This is a genomic window from Erythrobacter sp. SCSIO 43205 (assembly GCF_019904235.1).
Lineage (GTDB): Bacteria > Pseudomonadota > Alphaproteobacteria > Sphingomonadales > Sphingomonadaceae > Erythrobacter.
The window spans coordinates 2,735,138-2,757,692 of the sequence record NZ_CP063202.1 but is presented as its reverse complement, the minus strand read 5'-3'; the positions used below and the strand labels follow the sequence as shown (position 1 = coordinate 2,757,692).

Below are 22,555 nucleotides of genomic sequence, written 5' to 3'. Positions count from 1 at the left end.
CCCGCTTGCAATTGCGCGGCGCTCACGCCATTTCGTCACCCATGACTGACACGCCGAAAATGCCTCCGATGAAGGCCGCCATCATTCCTGTGACACCTTTGCAGCAGAACTGCTCGCTGATCTGGTGCACCAAGACGATGAAAGCGGCGCTGACCGATCCGGGAGGCGATTTGCACAAGCTGAAAGACGGCATCGCCAAGGCGGGCGTGACACTGGAGAAAATCCTCATCACCCACGGCCACCTCGACCATTGCGGGCAAGCGGGGATGCTGGCTGAGGAACTGGGCGTGCCCATCGAAGGGCCGCACAAGGACGACCTGTTCTGGATCGAGCAACTCGATTCAGACGGCGCGCGCTACGGGATGGAGGCGAAAAGCTTCACCCCTGACCGCTGGTTAGAGCATGGCGATACGGTGACGGTGGGTGAACTCACGCTCGACGTGATCCATTGCCCCGGCCATACACCCGGCCACGTCGTTTTCGTCCACGGGCCCAGCAAATTCGCCATTGTCGGCGATGTCTTGTTCCAAGGCTCAATCGGACGCACAGATTTCCCGCGCGGCAATCATCAGGATTTGATCAACAGTATCACGCAGCGCCTTTGGCCACTGGGCGAAGACATCACATTCATCCCCGGCCACGGCCCGACCAGCACGTTCGGGCGTGAGCGCAAGACAAACGCGTTTGTTAGCGACTATGCGTTGTCTTGAGTGTGTTCGCCCATCCGGGCGAACTCCTCGCTAGACGCCCTCCGCTCTCGCGGCGACCTTGAATACTACATCACGCCGCCTGCGATAAGAGCAGCCACGATGCCCAATCCAAGCAGCGTCAGCATCGACACAAGCGTGCCGATCATGCGGCCGATTTGCATTGATCCCCCATCCATGCCAAAAGCGTGTGCGACGCGGCCGATAATAAACGCGCCCGCAACCCATGCGAGCCATGGCTCACCGCGCCCGGAGAGCTCAATCGCAGCGATCAGAATCAGCACAAAAGGCGCGTTCTCTACGAAATTGGCCTGCGCGCGCATCCGGCGGATGAGGTTTTCATTGTCCATATCGCCAACGGAAATCTTTTCAGCCTGACGCACCGCGCCAACGCGCAGCATCAACCAGATGTTCAAAATCGCAGCCGCCGCCGCGCTCGACAGAGTTACGCTCAAAAGTTCCATCACTTGCATCCCCTCAACTGTTATTTGGTTTTGTTGTGCAATCGAACTAGGTCAGGGGCTTGGGCGATGCAACGCTCTTGCTTAAGCGATCGGGAACGCCTTCAACGCTTGCACACTTCGAAAATTTCGCTATAGCGCGCGGCTTCCCGCCAATTGAGGCTTGGACGCAGCGCGTAAGGGCGATTGACCTTGTGTGGCTAGCGGCCTTGCCCTAAAGGCGTCACCGAAACACAACGCAAGGGTCGAGAGAATCGCGCCTTTGCAAGCAACTATTTTAAGGAAATGGCTGAGCCATGGCTGTCCCTAAGAGAAAAGTATCCCCGCATCGCCGTGGTAACCGGCGCGCGCACGACTCGCTGAAAGTGGAAGCTTTCGGTGAATGTTCAAACTGCGGTGAATTGCACCGTCCGCACACGATGTGCCACCACTGCGGCTATTACAACGGCCGTCTGGTGCTTGCCCCCAAGGGCATCTAAACCGTCATTAAAGAAGGATTTAGCGCATGACTCTCCCGCGTATCGCCATTGATGCGATGGGCGGCGATGAAGGTGTGCGCGTCATGGTCGAGGGCGCTGCTCTCGCCCGGCGCGAGCACGACCGCTTCAAATTCCTTCTTGTCGGCGACCAAGAGCGTATCGAACGCGCTCTCGAAGACCATCCGGGCATGGCTGGCGCTTCGGAAATTCTCCATTGCGATGATGTGATCAGCGGGGACGAGCTCCCCTCCAAAGCCATTCGCCGTGCCAAGACCACGAGCATGGGCCTTGCCGTTAATGCGGTAAAAGAGGGCGCGGCTGGCGCTGCGGTCAGCGCTGGTAACACGGGCGCGCTCATGGCGATGAGCAAACTTGCCCTTCGCACGCTTCCCGGAATCGACCGTCCCGCATTGGCCGCGCTTATGCCGACGCTTGAACCACACGATGTGGTCATGCTTGACCTTGGCGCGAACACAGAGGCTGATGCGCGCAACCTTGTGCAATTTGCCGTTATGGGCGCAGCCTATTCGCGCATTGTGAACGGGTTTGAGAGCCCGACTGTACGCCTGCTCAACATCGGTACAGAGATCATCAAAGGCACAGAGGCCTTGCGCGATGCGGCCGAGCAACTGAAAAACGCCAAGGGTCTTGCGATGACGTTCGACGGCTTTGTCGAAAGCGACAAGATCAACCGGGGCGAAACCCATGTGGTCGTCACCGACGGTTTTTCCGGCAATATCGCATTGAAAGCGATCGAAGGTTCGGCGCGTTTCGTGACCGACCTTTTGCGGCAAGCCTTCACCAGCTCTCTGCGGTCCAAATTCGGCTTTCTTGTTTCAAAGCCTGCGACCGAGCTGTTGAAGCATCATCTTGATCCCAACAATCACAACGGCGCGGTCTTCCTCGGCCTGAACGGCGTTGTCGTCAAAAGCCACGGCAGCGCCAATGCCAAGGGTGTCGCCCAAGCGGTCACCGTTGCTGCGCGCCTGTTGGAAAACCGCCTGATCGACCGAATTGCCGAAGATTTGGGCGAATTGGGGGAAGAGGCCTTGAAACCGAGCGGAAAGGCGTAGAAAGCGCCTCTTGCGTATCGTTACGCAAAGCAAGCGGAGTGCGCTTTCAGTGCCAGGATCAAAAGTGCCCGGTTCACGAATATTGGGATCAGGCTCAGCCCTGCCAAGCCGTGTCGTCACTAACGCGGAAATGACCACGATGGTCGACACTTCCGATGAATGGATCGTCGAGCGCACCGGTATTCGCCAGCGTTATATTGCTGGTGATGATGAGACGACCTCTTCGCTTGCAGTGGATGCGGCACGCTCGGCGCTCAAGGATGCGGGGCTGGAACCTGCTGACATCGATTTGATCGTGCTTGCAACGGCCACGCCTGACAACACCTTCCCTGCAACAGCCACCAAGGTGCAACACGCACTCGGATGTCATGGCGGGATCGCTTTTGATGTGGCGGCGGTGTGCTCTGGTTTTCTTTACGCGATTACCACCGCCGACTCGCTGCTGAAGACCGGCATGGCCCGCCGCGCCCTTGTGATTGGTGCCGAGACATTCAGCCGCATTCTTGATTGGGAGGACCGAACGACCTGTGTCCTGTTTGGTGACGGGGCGGGCGCGGTTGTGCTCGAAGCGCCCGATCGCTCCACTTCGGTTGAAAACGGCGGTCCCGGCATCATTGCCAGCCGCCTTCACGCCGATGGCGCCCAGCATGATCTTCTTTATGTCGATGGTGGTCCGTCCACAACGCAAACGGTCGGCCATTTGCGTATGCGCGGGCCTGAAGTGTTCAAGCACGCTGTCGTCAATCTTTCGAGCGTTCTGCACGAGGTCATTGAAAATTCTGGTATTTCTGCCGATGACATCGACTGGATCGTGCCGCATCAGGCGAACAAGCGCATCCTTGATGCGACCGCGCGCAAGCTGAAAATTGCGCCTGAACGGATCATCGTAACCGTCGATCAACACGCCAACACATCGGCGGCATCGGTGCCGCTTGCCTTTGATACAGCGCGCAAGGACGGGCGCATCAAATCCGGCGATCTTGTCATGTTTGAAGCCATGGGCGGCGGATTTACCTGGGGTGCAACTCTCCTCCGAATGTGAGCCTTTCATGCTTGTTGGCGGCAAAAAACTGCGTGATATCCAACGTTTAATTTGCGCGAGTTTAGAAGAAGGTTTATACCCTTCTCACTAAAGGGACCGCGCCAACTCTTGGAGAAAGGCATATCATGCGTTCTGCTGGCACACTTACTCGGGCCGATCTGGCTGAGACTATCAATCGCAAAATGGGCTTTAGCCGGGCTGAATCGCTCGACCTGGTTGAAGCTATTCTGGACAAGATGTCCGATGCCCTTGCCGATGGCGAAAACGTCAAGATTTCCGGCTTTGGAAGTTTTGTCTTGCGCGACAAGAATGAGCGGATTGGCCGCAATCCCAAGACCGGTGTCGAGGTTCCGATTACGCCGCGCCGTGTGTTGACCTTCCGGGCAAGCCAACTCTTGAAAGAGAAAATCGCCAAGGCGTCGTAAGACGCCCTGCTGGCGAGCCGGGGACGCGCTTCAAAAATGGCGGAATTTGCAGACGGTAAAGCGAAAAGCGCTTTTCGCACCATCGGCGAAGTCAGCGAGGCGCTTGATATAAAGCCCCACGTCCTGCGTTATTGGGAGCAGCAATTTTCGCTTCTCAAACCGATGAAGCGCAGCGGTGGGCGGCGCCTTTATCGCCCCAGCGATGTTGAAATGGTTCAGGAAATCGACCGGCTGGTCAATCAGGAAGGCTACACGCTCAAAGGGGCCGAAGCCTATTTGCGCGCCCATGGTGCGCCCGGTTCTGAACGTCGGCGGGGTGATCGGCGAGTGGGCGATAGAAGGGTGTCATCTGGCGATGGTGCGAGCAATAGCGCTCAACCAACTGCCAATTCGGTCGCCAAGACCGATGGCCCTGACTTGTCGGAAAGCATCGCCAAGCTCAAAGAGATCCGCAACCGCTTGGCAAAAGCTATCGAAGCCTAAGGCTTGGCGGCAAGGGTGAGGCCGCGCCTATTCTGCCGCCATCAATTCCGCTTCGCCCAAATCAACGCTGACCAGGCGCGAGACGCCTTTTTCCGCCATTGTCACCCCGAACAATCGGTGCATCCGGCTCATCGTGACGGCATTGTGCGTGACGATCAGGTAACGCGTCTTTGTCGTCTCAACCATGGACTCCAAAAGGTCGCAGAAGCGCTCAACGTTAGCATCATCGAGCGGCGCATCGACCTCATCTAGGACGCATATGGGCGCAGGGTTGGTGAGGAACAGTCCGAAGATGAGCGCGGTTGCGGTGAGCGCCTGTTCGCCACCTGAAAGCAGCGACAAGCTCTGCAATTTCTTGCCCGGCGGTTGGGCGTAAATTTCAAGGCCAGCTTCCAAAGGATCGTCGCTATCGACCAGCGCCAAATGCGCTTTGCCCCCTTGAAAAAGCCGTGTGAACAGCACGCGGAAGTGTCCATCCACTTCTTCGAACGCTGCGCGCAAACGCTCACGCCCCTCGCGGTTGAGATTGCCGATTGAGGCGCGAAGGCGGCCCACCGCTTCGACCAATTCGGCCTGTTCGGATGCGCTTGAGCCGTGTTCTTCTTCGATCCTTGCCAACTCCTCAGCAGCAACAAGGTTCACCGGACCAATGCGCTCGCGGGCAGCGGTGAGGCGATCCATTTCCTCGCTCTCGGTCGAAGCGGGCTCGACGCTGTCCTCGTCAAATTCAAACCGGTCTGCCAAAAGCGGGGGAGGGCACTGGAACTTCTCGCCTGAGATACGCGCCATCTCTGAGCGGCGCTGCTCTTCGTTTTCGGCACGCGCGGCCAGCGTTGCGCGGCCTTCACGCGCGACGGCCAACGCCTCTTGCGCCTGCGCCAGTTGACGGTCGCATTCGGTAATCGCCGCCTGACAGCGCTCCATCACGGCTTGCGCTGCTTGCAATTGTTCCGACAGGCGCGCGGCGATTGTTTCGCCCTGTTCGATTTCCGCCATGAGAGAGGCAGGCTTGGCAGCCGTCACCTTATATTCGGCCTCGATCTCTTCGAGGCGGTAATTGGCATCGGCAACGCGTTTCGTCGCCTCGCCAGAGCGTGCCTGCCAATTGCTGCGGTCGGCCTGTTGCGCGGCAAGGCGTTCGCGCGCGACGGCAAGGCCTTGATCGTGGGCTGCAAGCTCCGCCATCGCGGCCTGTACCGCTGATTTTGCGGCCTCATGCTTGGCGCGCGCTGCATCAAGCGCGGCGCGGCCGGCATCGGGTGAGGGAAGCGAGGCGCGCGCTTCCTTGGCGCTCTCCACTTCGGTTTTGGCGCTCGCCAATTGTTCGTCGAGATCGCTCGCGGACGCTGCAAGTTCCTCAAGGCGCGCTGCGTTGCGTTCGCGCGCGGCTTCGGCTTGGTCGAGACGGCGCAGGGCAGAGCGCTCGGCTTCGATTGCACCTGCGATCTCGCGTTCTTGAGCAACCAGAGAAGTTTGCAATGCGGAGAGCTCTTCGCGCGCGGTCGTTTCGCTGGCGCTCGCTTTCTCCACGGCTTCACGCAGAGGCGGAAGCAGCGCTTCAAGCTCGGTCAAACGGTTGGCCGCCTCAAGCCTTGCCGCCTCGGCTGACCCTTCACCGCGCGCAACAAACCCATCCCAGCGCCGCAGGTGGCCAGCTTTGGTGACGAGCCATTCGCCCGGATTGAGTGTCCGGCCATCGTCAGCCTCGGCCACATGGACAAGGGCAAGCCTTGCGCGCAGTTCTTCCGGACAATCGGTGATCTGGTCCAGCAAGCTATCCGCAACTTGCGCTGGTCCGCCGACCCCTCCGGTCCAGAAACGGCCATCGGGCCAAGAACCAGAGACGTCAGGCGGCAGGCCAAGCGGCGACTTCGCATCGCGTCCCAACACGGCCGCAATTGCGCGCTCATAACCGGGGGCAATGCGCACTTTATCCAGTGCTGCAGGAAGACCTACGCGCCCCTTCTCACGCTTCGTGCGCGCATCGCGGTCACGCACCAGCGCCTGATATTCGCGTTCAATCCCGGCAAGCTCGGCCTTTGCACTGGCAAGAGCGGTCGCCGCCTCATCGCGTGTCGTTTGAAGCTCGGCTTTGCGTTCGCGCTCTTGTTCCAGCTTTTCGCGCAGCCGCGCCACCTTATCCGCCGCCTCATCCGCCGCCTCGCGCGCTTCAGAAACGGCTGCCTCCATGTCTTCGCCGTGCGTCAATTCAGCGCGCAATTGATCAATCCGCTCTGTCTCGCGTTCAATCCTCGAAAGGCGGGTTTCAGCCTGTTCAATCGCCGCCTCAGCCACGCGCCATTCGGCCTCAACCCCGGCATGATCAGCGGTTGCCTTTGCCAGAGCGAGTTCAGCAGTGCGGCTCGCGCGTTCAGCATCTTCGCTGCGGTCGGCGAGGGCCGGGCGCTCGGCTTCGGCTTTGGCGAAAGTTGCCCGCGATGCTTCAACCTCGCGTTCAAGCCGTGTAAGAGCCTCCGCTGCGTCTTTTGTGAGCCGGTCAGCGTCTTTTCTGTCCTCTTCAAGACGCGTTTTCTGCCGCTCCAAATCCTTAAGCCGTGTCTCTGCCGCTTCAAGCTTTTCGGACAATGCCGCCATGCGGTGCCCATGGGCGTTTGCATCATCGCGGCGGTCGGCCAGCTCCTCGCGCGCTTCGGCGAGGTGGGCCGCGGCCTCGGCCTGTTGCTTTTGAGCTTCGGAAGCCGCCGCTTGCGCCAGTGTTACCTTGTCTTCGGCCGCTTGCGCCGCCTCGCGCGCTTCTTTCGCTGCGTAAGACGCATCGCGCCAGCGAGCAAAGACGACGCGCGCCTCTGCGAGTTGAATTTGTTCGGTCAGCTTGGTGTAGCGTTCGGCCTGCTTCGCCTGCCGCCGAAGCGATGCCATTTGCGAATCCAGACCTGCCATCAGGTCTTCGAGCCGCTCCAGGTTCTTTTCGGTCGAGCGCAGCTTGCTTTCCGCATCTTTGCGTCGAACGTGCAGCCCAGCAATCCCGGCTGCTTCTTCAAGCATCATGCGCCGTTCGGCTGGCTTTGCCGCGATAACCTGAGCAATTTTGCCCTGACTCACCAGCGCCGGCGAATGTGCACCGGTCGCGGCATCGGCGAAAGTCAGCGCCACGTCTTTCGCGCGCACATCGCGGCCATTCACGCGATAGGCAGAGCCCGCGCCGCGTTCAATCCGGCGGGTTACGACGAGCTCTTCGCCATTGTCATCTTCAGCGTGAAGAACAACCTCGGCAAATGCGCGCTGCGGCCGTGTATCTGTGCCAGCGAAGATCACATCTTCCATGCCGCCAGAGCGCATGGATTTCGCAGAGGTTTCGCCCATCACCCAACGGATCGCCTCAAGCACGTTGGACTTGCCACAGCCATTTGGGCCAACAACCCCAGTCAGGCCGGGTTCAATGCGCAGTTCAGCCGGTTCTACAAAGCTTTTGAAGCCTGAAACTTTGAGCCGGTTGATCTGCATGGGCGTATCTGCTGCGTCCTCTTACTCTTGCCGCGCACCGGCACGCTGGAGTGCAGCCTCGACATCGTTCCATCCAATCGCGTCGAGCTTGCGACCGTTGAGGATGAAGGTAGGCGTCGAAGTGATTTTTAGCTCATTGGCCTGCTCAGAAGAGTTATCGGCAATTGCCTCAATCTTGGCGGTATCGGAAAGACAGGCGCGCTGTTGATCGGCAGAAAGTCCGCGCGCTGCGAAGAAGTCAATGAGGCCAGCCGCCTGAGCAATCCCGATAAAGCGTTGGTCAACTGGTGCCTTGCCCGCTGCTTCGTAAGCGGCGGAGTTTTGCTGCACATTCTCGAAAATCTGCGGAAGGTAATTCCATGCCTCGTCCGAGAGAACCTGCATATTTTCGTCCGCGCCGCACCGCACAAGTGTCGCCACCGCCAGATCGATCGGGTCACGCACAAGGTTGCGCTGCTCAAAGCTTACGACGCCGGTTGCGACATATTCCTTGATCGAAGGCTTGGCCGTTTGCGAGAAATTCGCGCAGCCGCCGCAAGTGTGCGAGGCGTATTCGACCAGCTTGATGGGTGCATCGGGATTGCCAAGCACGTAACCATCGCTTTCGCTGACGGTTACCGTGTCCGTCCAATTAGCACCTTCAGGCGCTTCGATTGGTGCGATGACATCAGCTTCCGCGTCGCCATCAGCTTCGCCGCCACACGCAGCAAGAGCAAGCGCCAGTGGAGCGGCGAGGGCGAATTTAAGAGAATTGCGAACGGTCATGGCTGTCAAGAATCCTTCGATCTAAGCAAAAAGACTATACGTGTGAGGAGAGGCACGGGAAGGCCAAACGCTTAGCGCCTGTGCACAAAAGTGTCGATTACATGGGAATGACACTCTCTTGGCCCGTGTTCTGCTCCTTATTGAGACGAGTTTTCGGGCTTAAAGCGCTCGGCGATCACTGGGTAAAGCGTATTCCACCCGTGCACATCGGCCAATCGCTCTCCATCAAGGGCAAAGCTTGGCGTTGAGGTGACTGAGAATTCTGTCCGGTCGGCCGAGCCATTCTGGACAAGCGCCTGAGCAGCTTCGTCATTGCTAAGACAGGTGGAAATATCCATGCGAGACACCCCGCGATTGGCGAGCATATCGTCAAAGCCCAGCGCCGATGCCATGCTGAGACGGGCTGCCTTATTGCCCGAAGACCAACTGGCAAGCTGAGTTTGCGGCGCGCTTTGTACCTTGGGCAGCCACGTGCGCTGACCCATCATGAACATCCGGTGCCGCTCTTTGAATTCCTCTTCCCCGCCGCATTGGACTAGCATGGAGACGGTAAGGTCAATCGCGTTGCGAATAACGGGGCGCACTTCGACATTCATGTGACCGGGTGCGAGCAGAGCAAGATCCATCGCCCCTTCGCCTTCGCGCGCGAAATTCGCACAGGCAGGACAAGTGTAACTGATCCATTCTATCAGAGAGGCTTCGGCCTTGGGATTGCCGATCATGAACCCGCGCTCGGTCCTCTGTACCTCGGCGTGCCAGGACGCGCGGCGTTTATCCACCAAGAAGGCGGAAGGCGGATCTTTAAGCTGGTTTTCGGCTTGCTGGCTATCGGACTGCTGCGCCGTTGAAGGTGCGGCCAATGCAAGGCCAAACGCACTCACCGCTGCAAGGCCAAGGAATTTGAGGGTTTTCATCTCTCTTGATCGTCTTTCTTGTCGTCATCGCCAAGGCTGCGCGCGAGGGATTCGAGCACAGTTCTAAGTTCCGGATCGCCAATATCGCGTAGGCTGTCTCCCAATTCCATGGGAATAGGCCGCAAAGATGGTGGCGGTTTGGGGCGTTCATTGCCCGACGGTGGCTTAACCTCGCCTTGCCGGATTTTGGCACGCGCAACCGCTTTATAGCCGAAGAAGCGGTTCACCCGCTCAATGATTTCTGGAAGCACTTGCTGGATCAGCGGCGCGTGCGCTGGCTTTACCACCAATTGAAGGATGCCTTCTGACTTTTCACCGGGGGGGAAACGGATCGCTTCAGGCGCGCAGATCAGCGAATGGGTGGGCCCGACAATCTCAGGCCAACGGGTGACGACCGAACTTTGCACAAAGCCAAACCGTCGGAACGCTGTGCGCCCAATATCGGGCATAAGCTCGCCGATGGCTTTGGCGCCGCGACCCCTTGGCCTTTCAAAAGGCTTGCCCACCTTGGGCGCGCGCTTTTTCGGTGTCTTTTTGTCGGTGCCTGTTCCCATGGTGCGATAGCCCATGCCATAGGCGGGGCGTGACTGCCACCATCTCTGATATACTTTTGGACTGGTATGACCGCAACGCGCGCACTCTGCCTTGGCGAGTGCCGCCGGGAGAGCCGCGCCCTGACGATCCCGCATACCCTTACCGTGTGTGGTTGTCGGAGGTGATGCTTCAGCAAACAACGGTTGCCGCGGTAAAGCCTTACTTTGCGAAGTTCACAGACATCTGGCCCACTGTGTTCGACCTTGCCAAGGCGGCTGATGAGGATGTGATGGCGGCATGGGCGGGGCTTGGATATTACAGCCGCGCTCGCAATCTGGTGAAATGTGCGCGGGTTGTCGCTGAACTTGGCGGATTTCCTGAAACTGAAGCAGAGCTTTTGAAACTGCCGGGGCTGGGCGCTTACACGGCGGCGGCGATTGCCAGCATCGCCTTTGGGCAAAGGGCAGTGGTGGTCGATGCCAATGTGGAGCGCGTGGTGGCGCGCCTATTCAATATTGATGAGCCGCTTCCCAGTGCGCGCAAAACCATTCGTGTACGCGCCAGTGCGATAACGCCTGATGCGCGCGCGGGCGACTTTGCGCAAAGCATGATGGATTTAGGCGCGTCCATTTGTACTAGCAAAGCTCCGCGCTGCCTGCTGTGCCCATTGGCGAATAAATGTCAGAGACGCGCTGCCGGAGAACCTGAACGCCTGCCAGTCAAACCGCCGAAAAAGGCAAAGCCTGAGCGCAAGGGCCGCGCGTTCTGGATTGAGCGCGAGGGAAAGGTCTGGCTCGTTAAACGGTCCGGCACAGGGATGCTCGGCGGAATGCGAAGCCTTCCCGATGACGGCTGGAGCGCGCGCGAAGATGGCTCTGGCGAGGTGCCCCTTGCAGGCGAAATCGAGAGCCTAGGTGCGGTGCGACATACCTTCACCCATGCGCATTTAACGCTGGACGTGGTGGCGATTAGCGGCGACGGCGCGCCTCAAGGAGAAGGCGAATGGTGGCCGGTGGAGACGATCGAGGAGGCCGGACTGCCGACACTTTTTGCCAAAGCCGCGCTGCTAGCGGTTGCTGATAAAGGGTAATTCCTCAAACCAAACCCGGTGCGCTCTTGCGGAAGCAGCAGCCCATCATCGGCCTTTGGAGATGGATTCCTGCCTTCGCAGGAAATCACTCGCGCTAGCTTAGATAAGCCCGCCACCAAGCGATAAACGCACGGCCGCGATCAGAAATACGATCAGACAGAAATTGCGCCCCCCATTACTCGACGAAAGCGCGCCCAGAATGATCCCGATCACGATGATAGGCATGGCAATCCAGTTGCCCCATCCAAGCAAGGGAATGGTCGACGGGATGACGATGACAAGGCTGATAAGCCCGAAAATGAAGCTGAGAAGATTGAACATCTGTATTAGGTGGGTATGACACCTCCGATTTACAAGTATGCAATGCAATCAGTTTCACAACGCAATTGACGCTTTCGCCTGGCTCCCCCATTGATCGCGCAAGAGAGAAGTCAACTGACATCGGAGAGAGTTCCTTGGAAAACCGTAAAGCTATTGATCCTGCCCTTTCACGTCGCGCCCTTTTCCGTACCGCTGCCTATGGCGCAGGTATCAGCGTTCTGGGCAGCCTGCCGTTCGGGGGCGAGCTTCTGGCGCATAATGTCGAAGAAAGCTGGCCCAATATGGCAGCGCTCGCGGACAAGTATTTAAGCGAGCGCAAGGTTGCGAACTTTTATGCGACCTTTGGTTGGGGGCAGGAAGATCATGCCCATCACGTCGGCGGGGGCACTTTGGCGCTCAATTCCGATGTGGAGGTCGATGAAAACACACTTTATCGTGTTTATTCAATGACCAAGCCAGTGACCGGCATGGCAGCGATGATCCTGATCGATGAAGGTGTGCTGAGCCTTGATCAGCCGATCCATGAGATATTGCCAGCCTATAAGGACATGATGGTTCAGGTTGAATATGATGGCGCGATTACAGAGGATAATCTTGAACCGGCAAAGACCCACATCACTGTGCGGCATTTGCTCACACACACGGCAGGCATTGGCTATGGTATCATCCAAAAGGGGCCGATTGTTGAGGCGTATAACAATGCGGGACTGGTTGCAGGCAGGGTAACGCGCCTGCCCATTCCGGGCATTGCGCGCGGTGAAGCCGTCAGTAGCCTTGAAGCCTTTGCCGATGGTCTTGCCAAAATGCCACTGGTTCTCCAGCCGGGGACCAAATTCAGCTATTCGATGAGCCTTGATCTGCTTGGCCGTGTTATTGAAGTGGCAAGCGGCCAGCCCTTCGATCAATTCCTGAAAGAGCGGATTTTCGATCCTTGCGGTATGTCGAGCACCTATTTCACAGTGCCGTCCGCCGATGTGAACCGTCTGACTGACAATTACGGCATTTTGAACGGCAGTCCTTTCCCGATCGACCCTGCGGGAAGTTCGATTTATCTCGATGAAGCACCTTTCCCCGCTGGCGGGGCAGGGCTCGTCTCAAGCCCTAAGGATTACGACCGCTTCCTGCGGATGCTGCTGGGATATGGCAAGCTTGGCGAAACCCGTGTGATGAGCGAGCCCGCAGTGCGCCTTGGCGTCTCGAACCTGTTTCCGAAAGATGTCGACCTTGCGGGTACATGGATGGAAGGCCAAGGGCACGGCGCAGGCGGCCGCGTGGTCAATGGCACGTTCGGCTGGGGCGGGGCTGCTGGAACGCTGGCAGCGGTGGATTATAAGCTGGGCCTGCGCGCTGCGCTTTATACGCAATATATGCCAAGCGATGCCTATCCGATCCGGGATGAATATATGGCGGCTCTTGAAGCTGACCTTATGGCGATGCGCACCCAAAAGGCGGCGTGATGTCAGGACCATTGCCGATTGCTTTTTCCGGTTCGCCGCTTGACCGGGCGGACAATATTCGTGCCGACCGCGACGCGCTCGGTGCGTTGATGAATTGGAAGGCCAAGTTCCTGCTTCTCGATCAGCTTATGCCGCTGCTCGATGATGCTGGAAGGCTTGCCTGGGGCACACTGGCAGATGCGCCTGAGGATGCAGAGCTCGTGTTTCTTGGGATCGACCGAGCTGATGGCCCAGAAGGTGGGGGCGAAAAAGCGTGCTTCGCCGCTGTCCCGGCCAAGGGCGATGCAGCGCCTCGCATGGCAAACCCGCGCCTTTGGGCGCTGATGGCGAACCTGGAGCCGGGTGATCTGGCGCTTTATGGCGGTGCGCGCAGTCTTATAGATTGGCACGCACGCCACCGGCACTGCGCGCAATGTGGCGCATCGACTGAAATCGCGAAAGGCGGCTGGCAACGCAATTGCCCATCGTGCGGGGCGCAGCATTTCCCGCGCACTGATCCGGTGACCATCATGCTTGCCGAATGTGATGGCAAGCTCATGCTTGGACGCGGGCTTGGCTGGCCTGAGGGGCGTTTTTCCGCGCTTGCCGGATTTGTCGAGCCGGGAGAAACCATTGAAGAGGCGGTTGCGCGCGAAGTCTTTGAGGAATCAGGAGTGCGGGTGCGCGATGTCGAATATGTCGCAAGCCAGCCCTGGCCTTTTCCGAGCCAGCTGATGATCGCCTGCCACTCCTATGCCGATGACGATGCACTCGTCATTGATGAAACCGAGATGGCAGAGATCAACTGGTACACCCGCGAAGAAGTGGCGAGCTCTCTTGCAGGTGACGGACCATTTGTTGCCCCACCGCCCCATGCAATTGCACATAATTTGATGAAATGGTGGCTGGAGAAGGACTGATGAGCGCAGCCCAAAAGCTGACAATTGATATCTACTCCGATGTCATGTGCCCGTGGTGCCTCATTGGTTATGGGCAATTACAGCAAGCTTTGAGCGCGCTTGATGGTGAGATTGAGGCACAATTGCGTTGGCGCCCGTTTGAACTCAATCCCGATATGCCGCGCGAAGGCGAAGAGCAGGAAGCGCATCTGCGGCGCAAATATGGCCGGTCCGCCGAGGAAGGCGCAGCGGTGCGTGGACGTATGAAGACAATCGCTGAGGAAGCGGGTGTCTCGCTGACATACGAGGGCGACGAAGAGCCAGCGCCGGCTGCGATGATGTGGAACACGAGAGAGTGCCATTGTCTGCTGACATTCGCGCTCGAAGAGGCAGGGCCGCAAGTCCAGACCGCGCTTAAGCTGGCGTTGTTCAGGGCTCACTTCAACGAACGCCGCGACTTATCTGACCGTGAAGTGCTGTTGGACATTGCCGCTGGCGTTGGTCTTCACAAAATGGCTGCGAAAGCGGCGCTTGATGACGCAGAGCTAAACGCGCGCGTTGAGGCAGAAGAACGCCAAGCATGGGACCTCAATATCTCAGGCGTTCCGGCGATGATCATCAATGGCAAATTCATGGTCCCCGGTGCGCAAGGGCCCGAAACTTATGTCAATGTGTTGAGAAAAGTGGCCGAGAAATCGAGAACTGCTGCGTGAGCAGCCAAGGTTTCGGGAACCTTGATCTGTGCTCAGCAGTTGCGATGAAGACACCAGATCGGGTCGAATAACAAAACAGGGGGTTAGCTATGGGGAAAAGCTTGGGCGTGGTGGCGATCGTTGCTGCCGTTATATTGGCCTTTTCGTGGTTTGCAGGGGCTAACAGCGTTCCCTTTGTCGGCGTGAAAGCCATGTTCGTCGCAGGGGTCTGGGCGCTTGCACTCAACTGGCTCGCCTACATTCCCTCAGCCATCGCGCAAAGCGACAAGTTTTATGACACCATGGGCGCAATCACCTATTTCACGGTCACATTGCTGTGTGTTTATGCCGCTTTTGGCTATCACGGTGATCTCGACACGCGCAGCCTTGTCGTCGCGGCGATGGTGATCATCTGGTGCATCAGGCTTGGCACGTTTCTGTTTATCCGGATCAAGAATGCAGGGGGCACTGACAGCCGTTTTGAAAAGATCAAGACCAACCCTGCGCGCTTCCTTGCCGCCTGGACACTTCAAGCGCTTTGGGTGGTTCTGACCGCTTCGGCAGCAGTTGCCGTTATTACCGCTGAAACGCGCGTTGCGCTCGACGCGTTCTTTTTCCTTGGCTCGGCGATCTGGCTGTTCGGCTTTATCTTTGAAAGCGTGGCCGATGCTCAGAAAAGCGCGTTCAAAAACGATCCCGACAATGACGGTGATTTTATCAATGTCGGGCTTTGGCGCTGGAGCCGTCACCCCAACTACTTTGGCGAAATTACCTTATGGACGGGCATTCTCGTGATCGCCATTCCAGTGCTCTCGGGGCTCTCGTGGCTTGTCGTGATCTCCCCTGTTTTCGTCTATCTCCTGCTTACCCGGATCAGCGGGATCAATTTGCAGGAGGAGCAGGCGAAAAAACGTTGGGGCGATGACCCAGACTATCAAAAGTACCGCAAAAACACGCCTGCGCTGTTTCCAAAGCCGCCCTCTTCGTAAGAACGCCCGTTGCGTTTTGGTTCAACGGCGATACAGTTTCTCTCAAGGGGATCGGAACTGTTAAAGGAGAGCCATATGGCCCGGATACCTTCTGTTTTTATCGCGATTTCTGCTTGTGCATTGCTCACCGCCTGTGGTGGCGGCGCAGAAGAAGAAGCCGCTGCGCCTGCGGGCGATGCCCCTGCCGAAATTGCTGAGCGTCAGGACAATTTCGAAGAGATCGGCGATAGCTTCAAGGCGATCCGTGAACAGCTTGAAACAGACAGTCCTGATATGGCGCTCATCCAGACCAGCGCGGCTGACATTAACGAGAGATTGAAGCGTCTGCCCAACCTCTTCCCTGAGGGCACGAGCATGGAAGCGGGCTATGATACAGAAGCGCTCGCAACCATATGGGAAGATCCCCAAGGATTTGACGAAGCTATCCAAAACGCAATTGCGGCGAGCGCTGATTTGATGGCTGCCGCTGAAACAGGCGATCCAGAAGCGGTCGGCGGTCAGGTCGGCAATCTGGGCCTTAACGGGTGCAAGGCGTGTCACGACAAATACCGCGTCGACGACGATTAATCGCCGTTTGAACTGACCCAAAGATGAGCACTCACAAGGTGAAAATCTGGGATTGGCCAGTGCGTTTCACGCACTGGTCATTCGTTCTGCTTTTGCCAGCGATGTATGTCACCGCGGAAAATTCCGAATGGGGCTGGCATATGCGGCTTGGCCATGTGCTTTTGGCGCTCATCGTCTTTCGCATTTTGTGGGGTATTATCGGCACTGACACCGCGCGCTTTGCAAGCTTCGTCAGGGGGCCGGGAGCGGTTCTGGCCTATCTTCGCGGCGAGTTCCCTCACAAACAGCACAAGGGCCACACGCCTTTAGGTGCGCTTTCGGTCTTGGCGCTTTTGGGTTTCATGCTTGCGCAGATCAGCATGGGGCTTTTTGCCGGTGACCCGTTCGACGGGGCGACAGGGCCATTGAACCCGCTCGTCGGTGTGGGAACAGCGGACTTTCTCACAGACACGCATGAATGGTTTTATTGGGTCGTCTTCGCAATGGTGGGCGTGCACATTCTTGCCATTGGACTTTATGGCGCGTTTCAGGCGCAAAATCTGATTGGGCCGATGGTCGCAGGATCGGGCGAGAAGGCCACAAACGTGAAGGACAATTCGCCAACCCCGTGGGTAAGAGCGCTTGTGTGCCTGGCTGTTGCGGCTGGCTTTGCTTTCTGGATCTACTCAGGCGCACCGCCGCTGACCTGATAATCGCGCCTACGCGTTTCGACGTAGCAGCCAATTTGAGGCGCTTCACCAGCTTGGTGAGGATTGTGTCAGGAGGCAGGGGTTTAATGGCTTTCGCCATGACACACCAACTCCTTGCCAAGCTCAAAGCAGCACCCCGAACCCTTTCTTATCTGCTTCGCGATCAGCGCGGCGCAACGGCAATCGAATATGGTCTTTTGGCCGCTCTTGTGGGCATTGTCGCCATGCAGGCCCTTTCATCGCTGGGAAATGCGACCGGCCAAACCTTCAGTGCGATTGACGAGGCCATGGGCAAGGAAGAGGAAGGCGAATTCATCAATTTGTCGCCTCCCGCCCCCTGAACGCACGGGCCAAGTGGCACAGACTAAACCAGGCCCAGCTTCTCCAGTTTAGCGGCAAGCTTTCCTGGAAGCGCATCGCCAATGTCTTCGCCTTCGGCAAGGTCGCGTGGTGGCTCGCCCTTGAGATAGCGCCAGCCTTGGTGCGCACGCTTGGGGCGCGGCTGTACGCGCACCAATTCCGGTTTAAGCTCAATCAGCCACCGCCCGCTGTCGGTTTGCGAAAAGCCGAGGATTTCCGACCGCGCAACAATGGAGTGCTGATGTATCCAATAAAGCGAGCCGCCGATGCACTGCTCCCACTTGGTCGGGCGATATTTGGTCGTGAGGTAAGGCGCGCGGCCGCCGCGATACCAGCTTTCAAGCTCGGCATAGCTTTGCGCGCCGTAAGCGATCTTTGTGAGGTGTAGGGGCATGATCCTAATCTAGGGCATGGGTGCGCAGGCTCAAGAGAGCGGAGCCAATCCAGCCACAACCGCAAGGCCGAGAAAGGCGAAAAAGCCCATGGAATCGGTGATCATGGTGACAAATACGCTTGAGGCGACGGCGGGGTCTTGGCCCATACGCTCAAACGCGACGGGGACCAGTACGCCCGCAAGCCCGGACACCGCGATATTGATGACCATCGCAAGGGCGATCACCACCCCCATCTCTGGTCCGAACAAGACACCCGCAGCAATGCCGATGAGTATTGCCACAGTTGCACCGTTCAGCATCGCAACACGCAATTCGCGCCAGACAATGCGCCAGGTGTTTGCCCGCGTCAGCTGATTGGTTGCAATCGCGCGCACGGCAACCGCCATCGTTTGCGTGCCTGCATTCCCGCCAATACTGGCGACAATCGGCATAAGCACGGCGAGCGCCACCAATTGTTCAATCGCGGCGCCAAAAAAGGCGATGATGGCCGACGCAATCACCGCCGTACCCAGGTTCGCGACTAGCCAGCGCACGCGGCTGGAATAGGCCTCGCGGATAGGTTCGTTGATGTCACCATCGCCCGCACCTGAAAGGAGCAGAGCGTCTTCGCCCGCTTCTTCGGAGATGATGTGGACCACATCGTCCACCGTCATCTGGCCGACCAAACGCCCGCTTTCATCAACGACAGCCGCCGAAATGAGCGCGTATTTCTGGAACATCAGCGCGACTTCTTCCTGATCGGTGTTGACCGGAATTAAGGTTTGGTCGCGTTTCATCACATCGACAAGTTTGACCCGGCGCGGCGTGGTCAAAATCCAATTCAAGGCGCAAGTGCCGACCGGATGGTGTGAGGCATCGACCACGAACACCTCATAAAAATCATGCTCCAGATCACCTTCTTCGCGAAGGTAGTCGATCAAATCGCCCACCGTCAGATGCTCCGGCACCGCCATCACGTGACGGTTCATCAGGCGTCCGGCGGTTTCCTCTGGATAGGAAAGCGCGCTTTCAACCGCAGCCTGTGTTTCAGGCTCCATCTCGGCGATGATTGCCTTTTGGTCGATCTCGTCGAGGTCTTCGAGCAATTGGACCGCATCATCGGTTTCCATTTGCTCGGTGATTATGGCCACATCCTGCGGCGCGAGCTGTTCCATCATCAGCTCGCGCACGTGATCGTTTAGCTCTGCGACCACTTCGGAGGACATGAGGTCGGTGATCGCTGCGGCGAGGTTTGAACGGTCTTCCTCGTCCGTCAGCTCGATGAGGTCGGCGATGTCTGCGGGGTGGAGCGGTTCGACAAGGTCGTACACCGCATTGGTGTCGCCTTCGCTCAGCGCCTCCTTGACCGCACTTACAAAGGAACGCTTGAGGCGGTTTTCCTCATCGTGGCGCTCATCATCGATCCGGTCGTCCGGACGCACCATTTCCTCAACGTCGGACGCCATGCGGATTTCATCGAGAGAGGAGGGATCGACCATGTTTGCCGGTTTAGTTGGGGGGGCTTGAAAAGCAAGCGGGTGACATCTGAATCTAAAATGGTAGAGAGCGAGCGACACAAGCAGAAACATCCGTTCGCCCTGAGCCTGTCGAAGGGCGCGCGCGTGCTTCGACAGGCTCAGCACGAACGGGTCTGGAATTTTTTGGAGATAGAAGTAATGGCCGAGAAACTGACTTTCACGCTCGACACTGGCGATGGCGAAGGAAAAGACGTCGTGATCAAGCTGCGCCCTGATCTGGCACCGGGCCACGTTGAGCGCATCACCGAGCTTGCCAGCGAAGGCTTTTACGACGGCGTTGTCTTCCACCGCGTGATCGCAGGCTTCATGGCGCAAGGCGGCGATCCCACCGGCACCGGCATGGGTGGCTCGGAAAAGCCAGACCTGAAGGCCGAGTTTAACTCAGAGCCGCACGTCGAAGGCACCTGTTCAATGGCGCGTTCGCAAATGCCTGACAGCGCAAACTCGCAATTCTTCATCTGCTTCGAAGACGCGCACTTCCTCGATGGACAATACACCGTATGGGGCAATGTCGAGAGCGGCATGGAACACGTCCACGCACTGCCAAAAGGCGAGCCACCTGCGCAGCCGGGCAAGATCGTGAAAGCGACTGTGGGTTAAGCCAAGCCCCTTTTGCGGATGGACTTCTTGTCGGGGGAGTTAAAGCGGGATGACTTTGCAACCGCGTGATCTCCTGCGAAAGCAGGAGTCCAGCATGAACATTTGGAGATGGTTTCCTGCTTTCGCAGGAAAGCACAGTGACACTAGGCGAGCGGTGTCGGCGGGCTTGTTGCTCACCCTCACCGCCTGCGCCACCTATCCCGACATCTCCCAATCGCGCAGCCCATGCCGGATGGAGCCGGGGGGCTGGTGCGATTTTGTGCGCGAAGGGGCGGTGAAAGCCTACCCATATGCCATTACCTCGCTTCAGACTTATGAGGCGGACGAAGACATTTATGCCTTTCCGCCCGATTGGCTGGTCAAGGTCGATCCGCCGGAGGAATGGGAGACAAATCCGCCCATAGACCCAGAAGAGAGGGAGAAAACCGGCTTTCATTACACCGTGTGGGAACGGTACAGGCCCGGCACACCGATCGCGGAACAGGCTGGCCCGCTCGAACGCATCCTCTCTTTTCGCGGGACGGATGCAGCTGGCAATGGAATCTTGCGCGATATTTTCTACGGTACGATTTCCGATGATCAGGCAAAGCTTGCCATGCAGGCTTATGACGCTGAAACATCGAGGTTTTCCGACGAAGTGCCGTGGGTCGTGACCGGACATTCATTGGGCGGGGCGCTTGCGACTGAAATATCGGTTCAAGATCGCAAGGTGACCGCATTCATGTTCAACACTTCGCCCTTTTACTCTGGCGAGGCCGACGCAAATGCCGACAAGCGCACCGTGTTTAACGAGCGCGGTGAGGGGCTGCGCTATCCCGCGCGCTACAAGCCAGAGCCGGCAGCAGAAGTCTTCACCCTCAATTGCAGCCCCGGCGTCAATGCTGCGACCAAGCACAAGATGCGAAGGCTTGCCGATTGCCTCATCTGGATCGCAGCCTATGCCGACCGTGAGGCGGGGAAGCTGATCGAAGCGCACAAGGACGAAGATCCCTATACGATCAAGCGTCCCATCGTTGAATGCAGACGCGAAACCGACGGGCATCCCGGCGTGATGGAGCACGAGGAATTCCCATGCGAACACATCGCGCGCCCGTCTGATGAAGCCAAAGAGGACGCAAACGAAGCGGAGCAGTCCGAACCCTCATGATTTCCTGCGAAAGCAGGAAGCCATCTCCTCTGGTGGATGATGGGCTCCTGCCGTCGCAGGAGATCACATTGCTTGGCATGAGACGCCTATCCCGCTAAAGCGCGCGCCATCATGAAACCGCAAAATCCTCCCAAAACCTACAGGGTCAAGTCCTTTGGCTGCCAAATGAACGTCTATGATGGCGAGCGCATGGGCGAACTTCTGGACGAAAAAGGCCTGTCGCCTGCGCCTGAGGGCGAGGATGCGGACCTTGTGGTGCTCAATACCTGTCACATCCGCGAGAAGGCGGCGGAGAAGATTTATTCCGATATTGGCCGCCTCACCAAGGGGAAGACGCAGAAGAAAGCGCCGATGATCGCGGTCGCGGGCTGCGTGGCGCAGGCAGAGGGCGAAGAGATTATGGCGAGGGCGCCAGCTGTCTCAATGGTGGTGGGCCCGCAAGCTTATCATCGCCTGCCCGATATGCTCGACAAAGCGGTGCAGGGGGAGCGCGCGACTGACACCGATATGCCAGCAATCGCGAAGTTTGGCGCGCTGCCACAACGCAAGCGACGTTCTCCGACTGCGTTTCTAACGGTCCAAGAGGGCTGCGATAAATTCTGCACTTACTGCGTCGTTCCTTACACTCGCGGCGCAGAGATTTCACGACCTTACAATGATTTGATTGGCGAGGCTCAGAGGCTGATCGAAGCGGGCGCTCGTGAAATCACTCTGCTGGGGCAGAACGTCAATGCGTGGTCTGGCGAAGACACAAAGGGACACAAAGTGGGTCTAGCGGGATTGATCCGCGCGCTTGCAAAGCTCGATGGGGTTGAGCGTATCCGCTACACCACCAGTCACCCCAACGACATGGAAGACGACCTTATCGCAGCGCACGGCGAGGTTGAAAAGCTCATGCCGTATCTGCATTTGCCAGTGCAGTCGGGCAATGACCGCGTGCTTAAAGCGATGAATCGTGCGCATACGGCACAGAGTTATCTCAAGCTCCTCGAACGCTTCCGCGAAGCGCGGCCTGATATTGCGCTGTCGGGTGATTTTATCGTCGGTTTTCCCGGTGAGACTGAGGCAGAGTTTGAGGACACGCTCAGCCTCGTCGATGAAGTGCGTTATTCTCAGGCGTTCAGCTTCAAATACTCACCGCGCCCCGGCACGCCCGCTGCCACCATGGATAACCAGATCCCGCGCGAAGTGATGGATGATCGCCTCCAACGCTTGCAAGCTCGCCTGAACCGTGACCAGCTTGCGTTCAACAAAGGGCTGGAGGGCAAGACTTGCTCCGTTCTAATTGAGCGCAAGGGTAAGCTGCCCGGACAAGTGCTAGGCAAGTCACCATGGCTGACAAGCGTTTGGTTTGAAGGGGATGCGCAGATCGGTGATCTGGCCCGCGTCAAATTGGTTGAAGCTGGTCCCAATGCAATTCGCGGCGTGATTTAAAGACAGTCCCGTTACTTTCCCCAGTTCGCGCTAGGGCTGTAACTTGCCAAGCGTCAAAAGCGGCTTACCTT

The 22,555-nt window shown here is 58.0% G+C and carries 25 protein-coding genes; 17 read left to right on the top strand and 8 right to left on the bottom strand.

Annotated features, from left to right (window positions below; all coding sequences use genetic code 11):
• The first annotated feature begins 41 nt into the window (after positions 1 to 41).
• Positions 42 to 710 carry an MBL fold metallo-hydrolase gene (locus INR77_RS13035; RefSeq protein ID WP_305040807.1) on the top strand — a complete coding sequence of 223 codons (669 nt, stop codon included), beginning with the start codon at positions 42 to 44 and terminating at the stop codon, positions 708 to 710.
• A gap of 65 nt (positions 711 to 775) precedes the next feature.
• Here the strand turns inward: INR77_RS13035 and INR77_RS13030 are convergent, their stop codons facing one another.
• Positions 776 to 1,171 (bottom strand): MAPEG family protein, encoded by a 396-nt coding sequence (locus INR77_RS13030; RefSeq protein ID WP_223071459.1) that lies wholly within the window; start codon positions 1,169 to 1,171, stop codon positions 776 to 778.
• Positions 1,172 to 1,464: 293 nt separating this feature from the next.
• Between INR77_RS13030 and rpmF the strand changes: the two genes are divergently transcribed.
• The 5 genes from rpmF to INR77_RS13005 all read left to right on the top strand — a co-directional run bounded on the left by rpmF (position 1,465) and on the right by INR77_RS13005 (position 4,670).
• Positions 1,465 to 1,647 (top strand): 50S ribosomal protein L32, encoded by a 183-nt coding sequence (gene rpmF, locus INR77_RS13025; RefSeq protein ID WP_223071458.1) that lies wholly within the window; start codon positions 1,465 to 1,467, stop codon positions 1,645 to 1,647.
• 26 nt (positions 1,648 to 1,673) lie between these two features.
• On the top strand, positions 1,674 to 2,720 hold the full coding sequence (gene plsX / locus INR77_RS13020) for a phosphate acyltransferase PlsX (protein WP_223071457.1): 1,047 nt from the start codon (positions 1,674 to 1,676) through the stop codon (positions 2,718 to 2,720).
• A gap of 64 nt (positions 2,721 to 2,784) precedes the next feature.
• Positions 2,785 to 3,762 (top strand): beta-ketoacyl-ACP synthase III, encoded by a 978-nt coding sequence (locus tag INR77_RS13015; RefSeq protein ID WP_223073566.1) that lies wholly within the window; start codon positions 2,785 to 2,787, stop codon positions 3,760 to 3,762.
• 125 nt (positions 3,763 to 3,887) lie between these two features.
• Entirely contained in the window at positions 3,888 to 4,187 is a 300-nt protein-coding gene (locus INR77_RS13010; RefSeq protein ID WP_223071456.1) for an integration host factor subunit alpha, read from the top strand.
• A gap of 36 nt (positions 4,188 to 4,223) precedes the next feature.
• Positions 4,224 to 4,670 carry a MerR family transcriptional regulator gene (locus INR77_RS13005; protein WP_223071455.1) on the top strand — a complete coding sequence of 149 codons (447 nt, stop codon included), beginning with the start codon at positions 4,224 to 4,226 and terminating at the stop codon, positions 4,668 to 4,670.
• A 27-nt stretch (positions 4,671 to 4,697) separates the two neighbouring features.
• Here the strand turns inward: INR77_RS13005 and INR77_RS13000 are convergent, their stop codons facing one another.
• The 4 genes from INR77_RS13000 to INR77_RS12985 all read right to left on the bottom strand — a co-directional run bounded on the left by INR77_RS13000 (position 4,698) and on the right by INR77_RS12985 (position 10,368).
• The gene (locus INR77_RS13000; RefSeq protein WP_223071454.1) at positions 4,698 to 8,135 is read right to left on the bottom strand and encodes a chromosome segregation SMC family protein; all 3,438 of its coding nucleotides are present in this window, start codon (positions 8,133 to 8,135) and stop codon (positions 4,698 to 4,700) included.
• Positions 8,136 to 8,156: 21 nt separating this feature from the next.
• Positions 8,157 to 8,900 carry a thioredoxin domain-containing protein gene (locus INR77_RS12995; protein ID WP_223071453.1) on the bottom strand — a complete coding sequence of 248 codons (744 nt, stop codon included), beginning with the start codon at positions 8,898 to 8,900 and terminating at the stop codon, positions 8,157 to 8,159.
• Between the two features lie 137 nt (positions 8,901 to 9,037).
• Positions 9,038 to 9,814, bottom strand: coding sequence for a thioredoxin domain-containing protein (locus INR77_RS12990; protein ID WP_223071452.1), 777 nt, complete (start codon positions 9,812 to 9,814; stop codon positions 9,038 to 9,040).
• Entirely contained in the window at positions 9,811 to 10,368 is a 558-nt protein-coding gene (locus INR77_RS12985) for a DUF721 domain-containing protein (RefSeq protein WP_223071451.1), read from the bottom strand. Before INR77_RS12985 ends, INR77_RS12990 begins: the two co-directional genes overlap by 4 nt.
• Positions 10,369 to 10,397: 29 nt before the next feature.
• On the opposite strand from INR77_RS12985, the gene INR77_RS12980 reads away from it, so the two are divergent.
• Positions 10,398 to 11,438, top strand: a complete 1,041-nt coding sequence (locus INR77_RS12980; RefSeq protein WP_223071450.1) for an A/G-specific adenine glycosylase — start codon at positions 10,398 to 10,400, stop codon at positions 11,436 to 11,438.
• 99 nt (positions 11,439 to 11,537) lie between these two features.
• Here the strand turns inward: INR77_RS12980 and INR77_RS12975 are convergent, their stop codons facing one another.
• The gene (locus INR77_RS12975; RefSeq protein WP_223071449.1) at positions 11,538 to 11,759 is read right to left on the bottom strand and encodes a hypothetical protein; all 222 of its coding nucleotides are present in this window, start codon (positions 11,757 to 11,759) and stop codon (positions 11,538 to 11,540) included.
• 134 nt (positions 11,760 to 11,893) lie between these two features.
• Here INR77_RS12975 and INR77_RS12970 point away from each other — a divergent pair, with 134 nt between their 5' ends.
• From INR77_RS12970 to INR77_RS12940, 7 genes are all read left to right on the top strand, one after another.
• Positions 11,894 to 13,216, top strand: coding sequence for a serine hydrolase (locus tag INR77_RS12970; protein ID WP_255573783.1), 1,323 nt, complete (start codon positions 11,894 to 11,896; stop codon positions 13,214 to 13,216).
• The gene (nudC, locus tag INR77_RS12965; RefSeq protein ID WP_223071448.1) at positions 13,216 to 14,115 is read left to right on the top strand and encodes an NAD(+) diphosphatase; all 900 of its coding nucleotides are present in this window, start codon (positions 13,216 to 13,218) and stop codon (positions 14,113 to 14,115) included. Before INR77_RS12970 ends, nudC begins: the two co-directional genes overlap by 1 nt.
• Positions 14,115 to 14,807, top strand: a complete 693-nt coding sequence (locus INR77_RS12960) for a DsbA family oxidoreductase (protein ID WP_223071447.1) — start codon at positions 14,115 to 14,117, stop codon at positions 14,805 to 14,807. Before nudC ends, INR77_RS12960 begins: the two co-directional genes overlap by 1 nt.
• An 89-nt stretch (positions 14,808 to 14,896) precedes the next feature.
• The gene (locus tag INR77_RS12955; RefSeq protein WP_223071446.1) at positions 14,897 to 15,775 is read left to right on the top strand and encodes a DUF1295 domain-containing protein; all 879 of its coding nucleotides are present in this window, start codon (positions 14,897 to 14,899) and stop codon (positions 15,773 to 15,775) included.
• Between the two features lie 75 nt (positions 15,776 to 15,850).
• On the top strand, positions 15,851 to 16,342 hold the full coding sequence (locus INR77_RS12950; protein WP_223071445.1) for a cytochrome c: 492 nt from the start codon (positions 15,851 to 15,853) through the stop codon (positions 16,340 to 16,342).
• 23 nt (positions 16,343 to 16,365) lie between these two features.
• The gene (locus INR77_RS12945; protein WP_223071444.1) at positions 16,366 to 17,031 is read left to right on the top strand and encodes a cytochrome b/b6 domain-containing protein; all 666 of its coding nucleotides are present in this window, start codon (positions 16,366 to 16,368) and stop codon (positions 17,029 to 17,031) included.
• Positions 17,032 to 17,129: 98 nt separating this feature from the next.
• Entirely contained in the window at positions 17,130 to 17,372 is a 243-nt protein-coding gene (locus INR77_RS12940; RefSeq protein ID WP_223071443.1) for a Flp family type IVb pilin, read from the top strand.
• A gap of 23 nt (positions 17,373 to 17,395) precedes the next feature.
• Here the strand turns inward: INR77_RS12940 and INR77_RS12935 are convergent, their stop codons facing one another.
• Both INR77_RS12935 and mgtE read right to left on the bottom strand, forming a co-directional pair.
• Positions 17,396 to 17,785 (bottom strand): DUF1489 family protein, encoded by a 390-nt coding sequence (locus tag INR77_RS12935; protein WP_223071442.1) that lies wholly within the window; start codon positions 17,783 to 17,785, stop codon positions 17,396 to 17,398.
• 30 nt (positions 17,786 to 17,815) lie between these two features.
• Positions 17,816 to 19,264 carry a magnesium transporter gene (gene mgtE, locus INR77_RS12930; protein WP_223071441.1) on the bottom strand — a complete coding sequence of 483 codons (1,449 nt, stop codon included), beginning with the start codon at positions 19,262 to 19,264 and terminating at the stop codon, positions 17,816 to 17,818.
• 177 nt (positions 19,265 to 19,441) lie between these two features.
• Between mgtE and INR77_RS12925 the strand changes: the two genes are divergently transcribed.
• The 3 genes from INR77_RS12925 to miaB all read left to right on the top strand — a co-directional run bounded on the left by INR77_RS12925 (position 19,442) and on the right by miaB (position 22,484).
• Complete coding sequence (locus INR77_RS12925) at positions 19,442 to 19,903, top strand: peptidylprolyl isomerase (protein ID WP_223071440.1); 462 nt, start codon at positions 19,442 to 19,444, stop codon at positions 19,901 to 19,903.
• Between the two features lie 94 nt (positions 19,904 to 19,997).
• Positions 19,998 to 21,050 (top strand): lipase family protein, encoded by a 1,053-nt coding sequence (locus INR77_RS12920; protein ID WP_223071439.1) that lies wholly within the window; start codon positions 19,998 to 20,000, stop codon positions 21,048 to 21,050.
• Positions 21,051 to 21,161: 111 nt separating this feature from the next.
• Complete coding sequence (gene miaB, locus INR77_RS12915; protein WP_223071438.1) at positions 21,162 to 22,484, top strand: tRNA (N6-isopentenyl adenosine(37)-C2)-methylthiotransferase MiaB; 1,323 nt, start codon at positions 21,162 to 21,164, stop codon at positions 22,482 to 22,484.
• Positions 22,485 to 22,555: the final 71 nt, after the last annotated feature.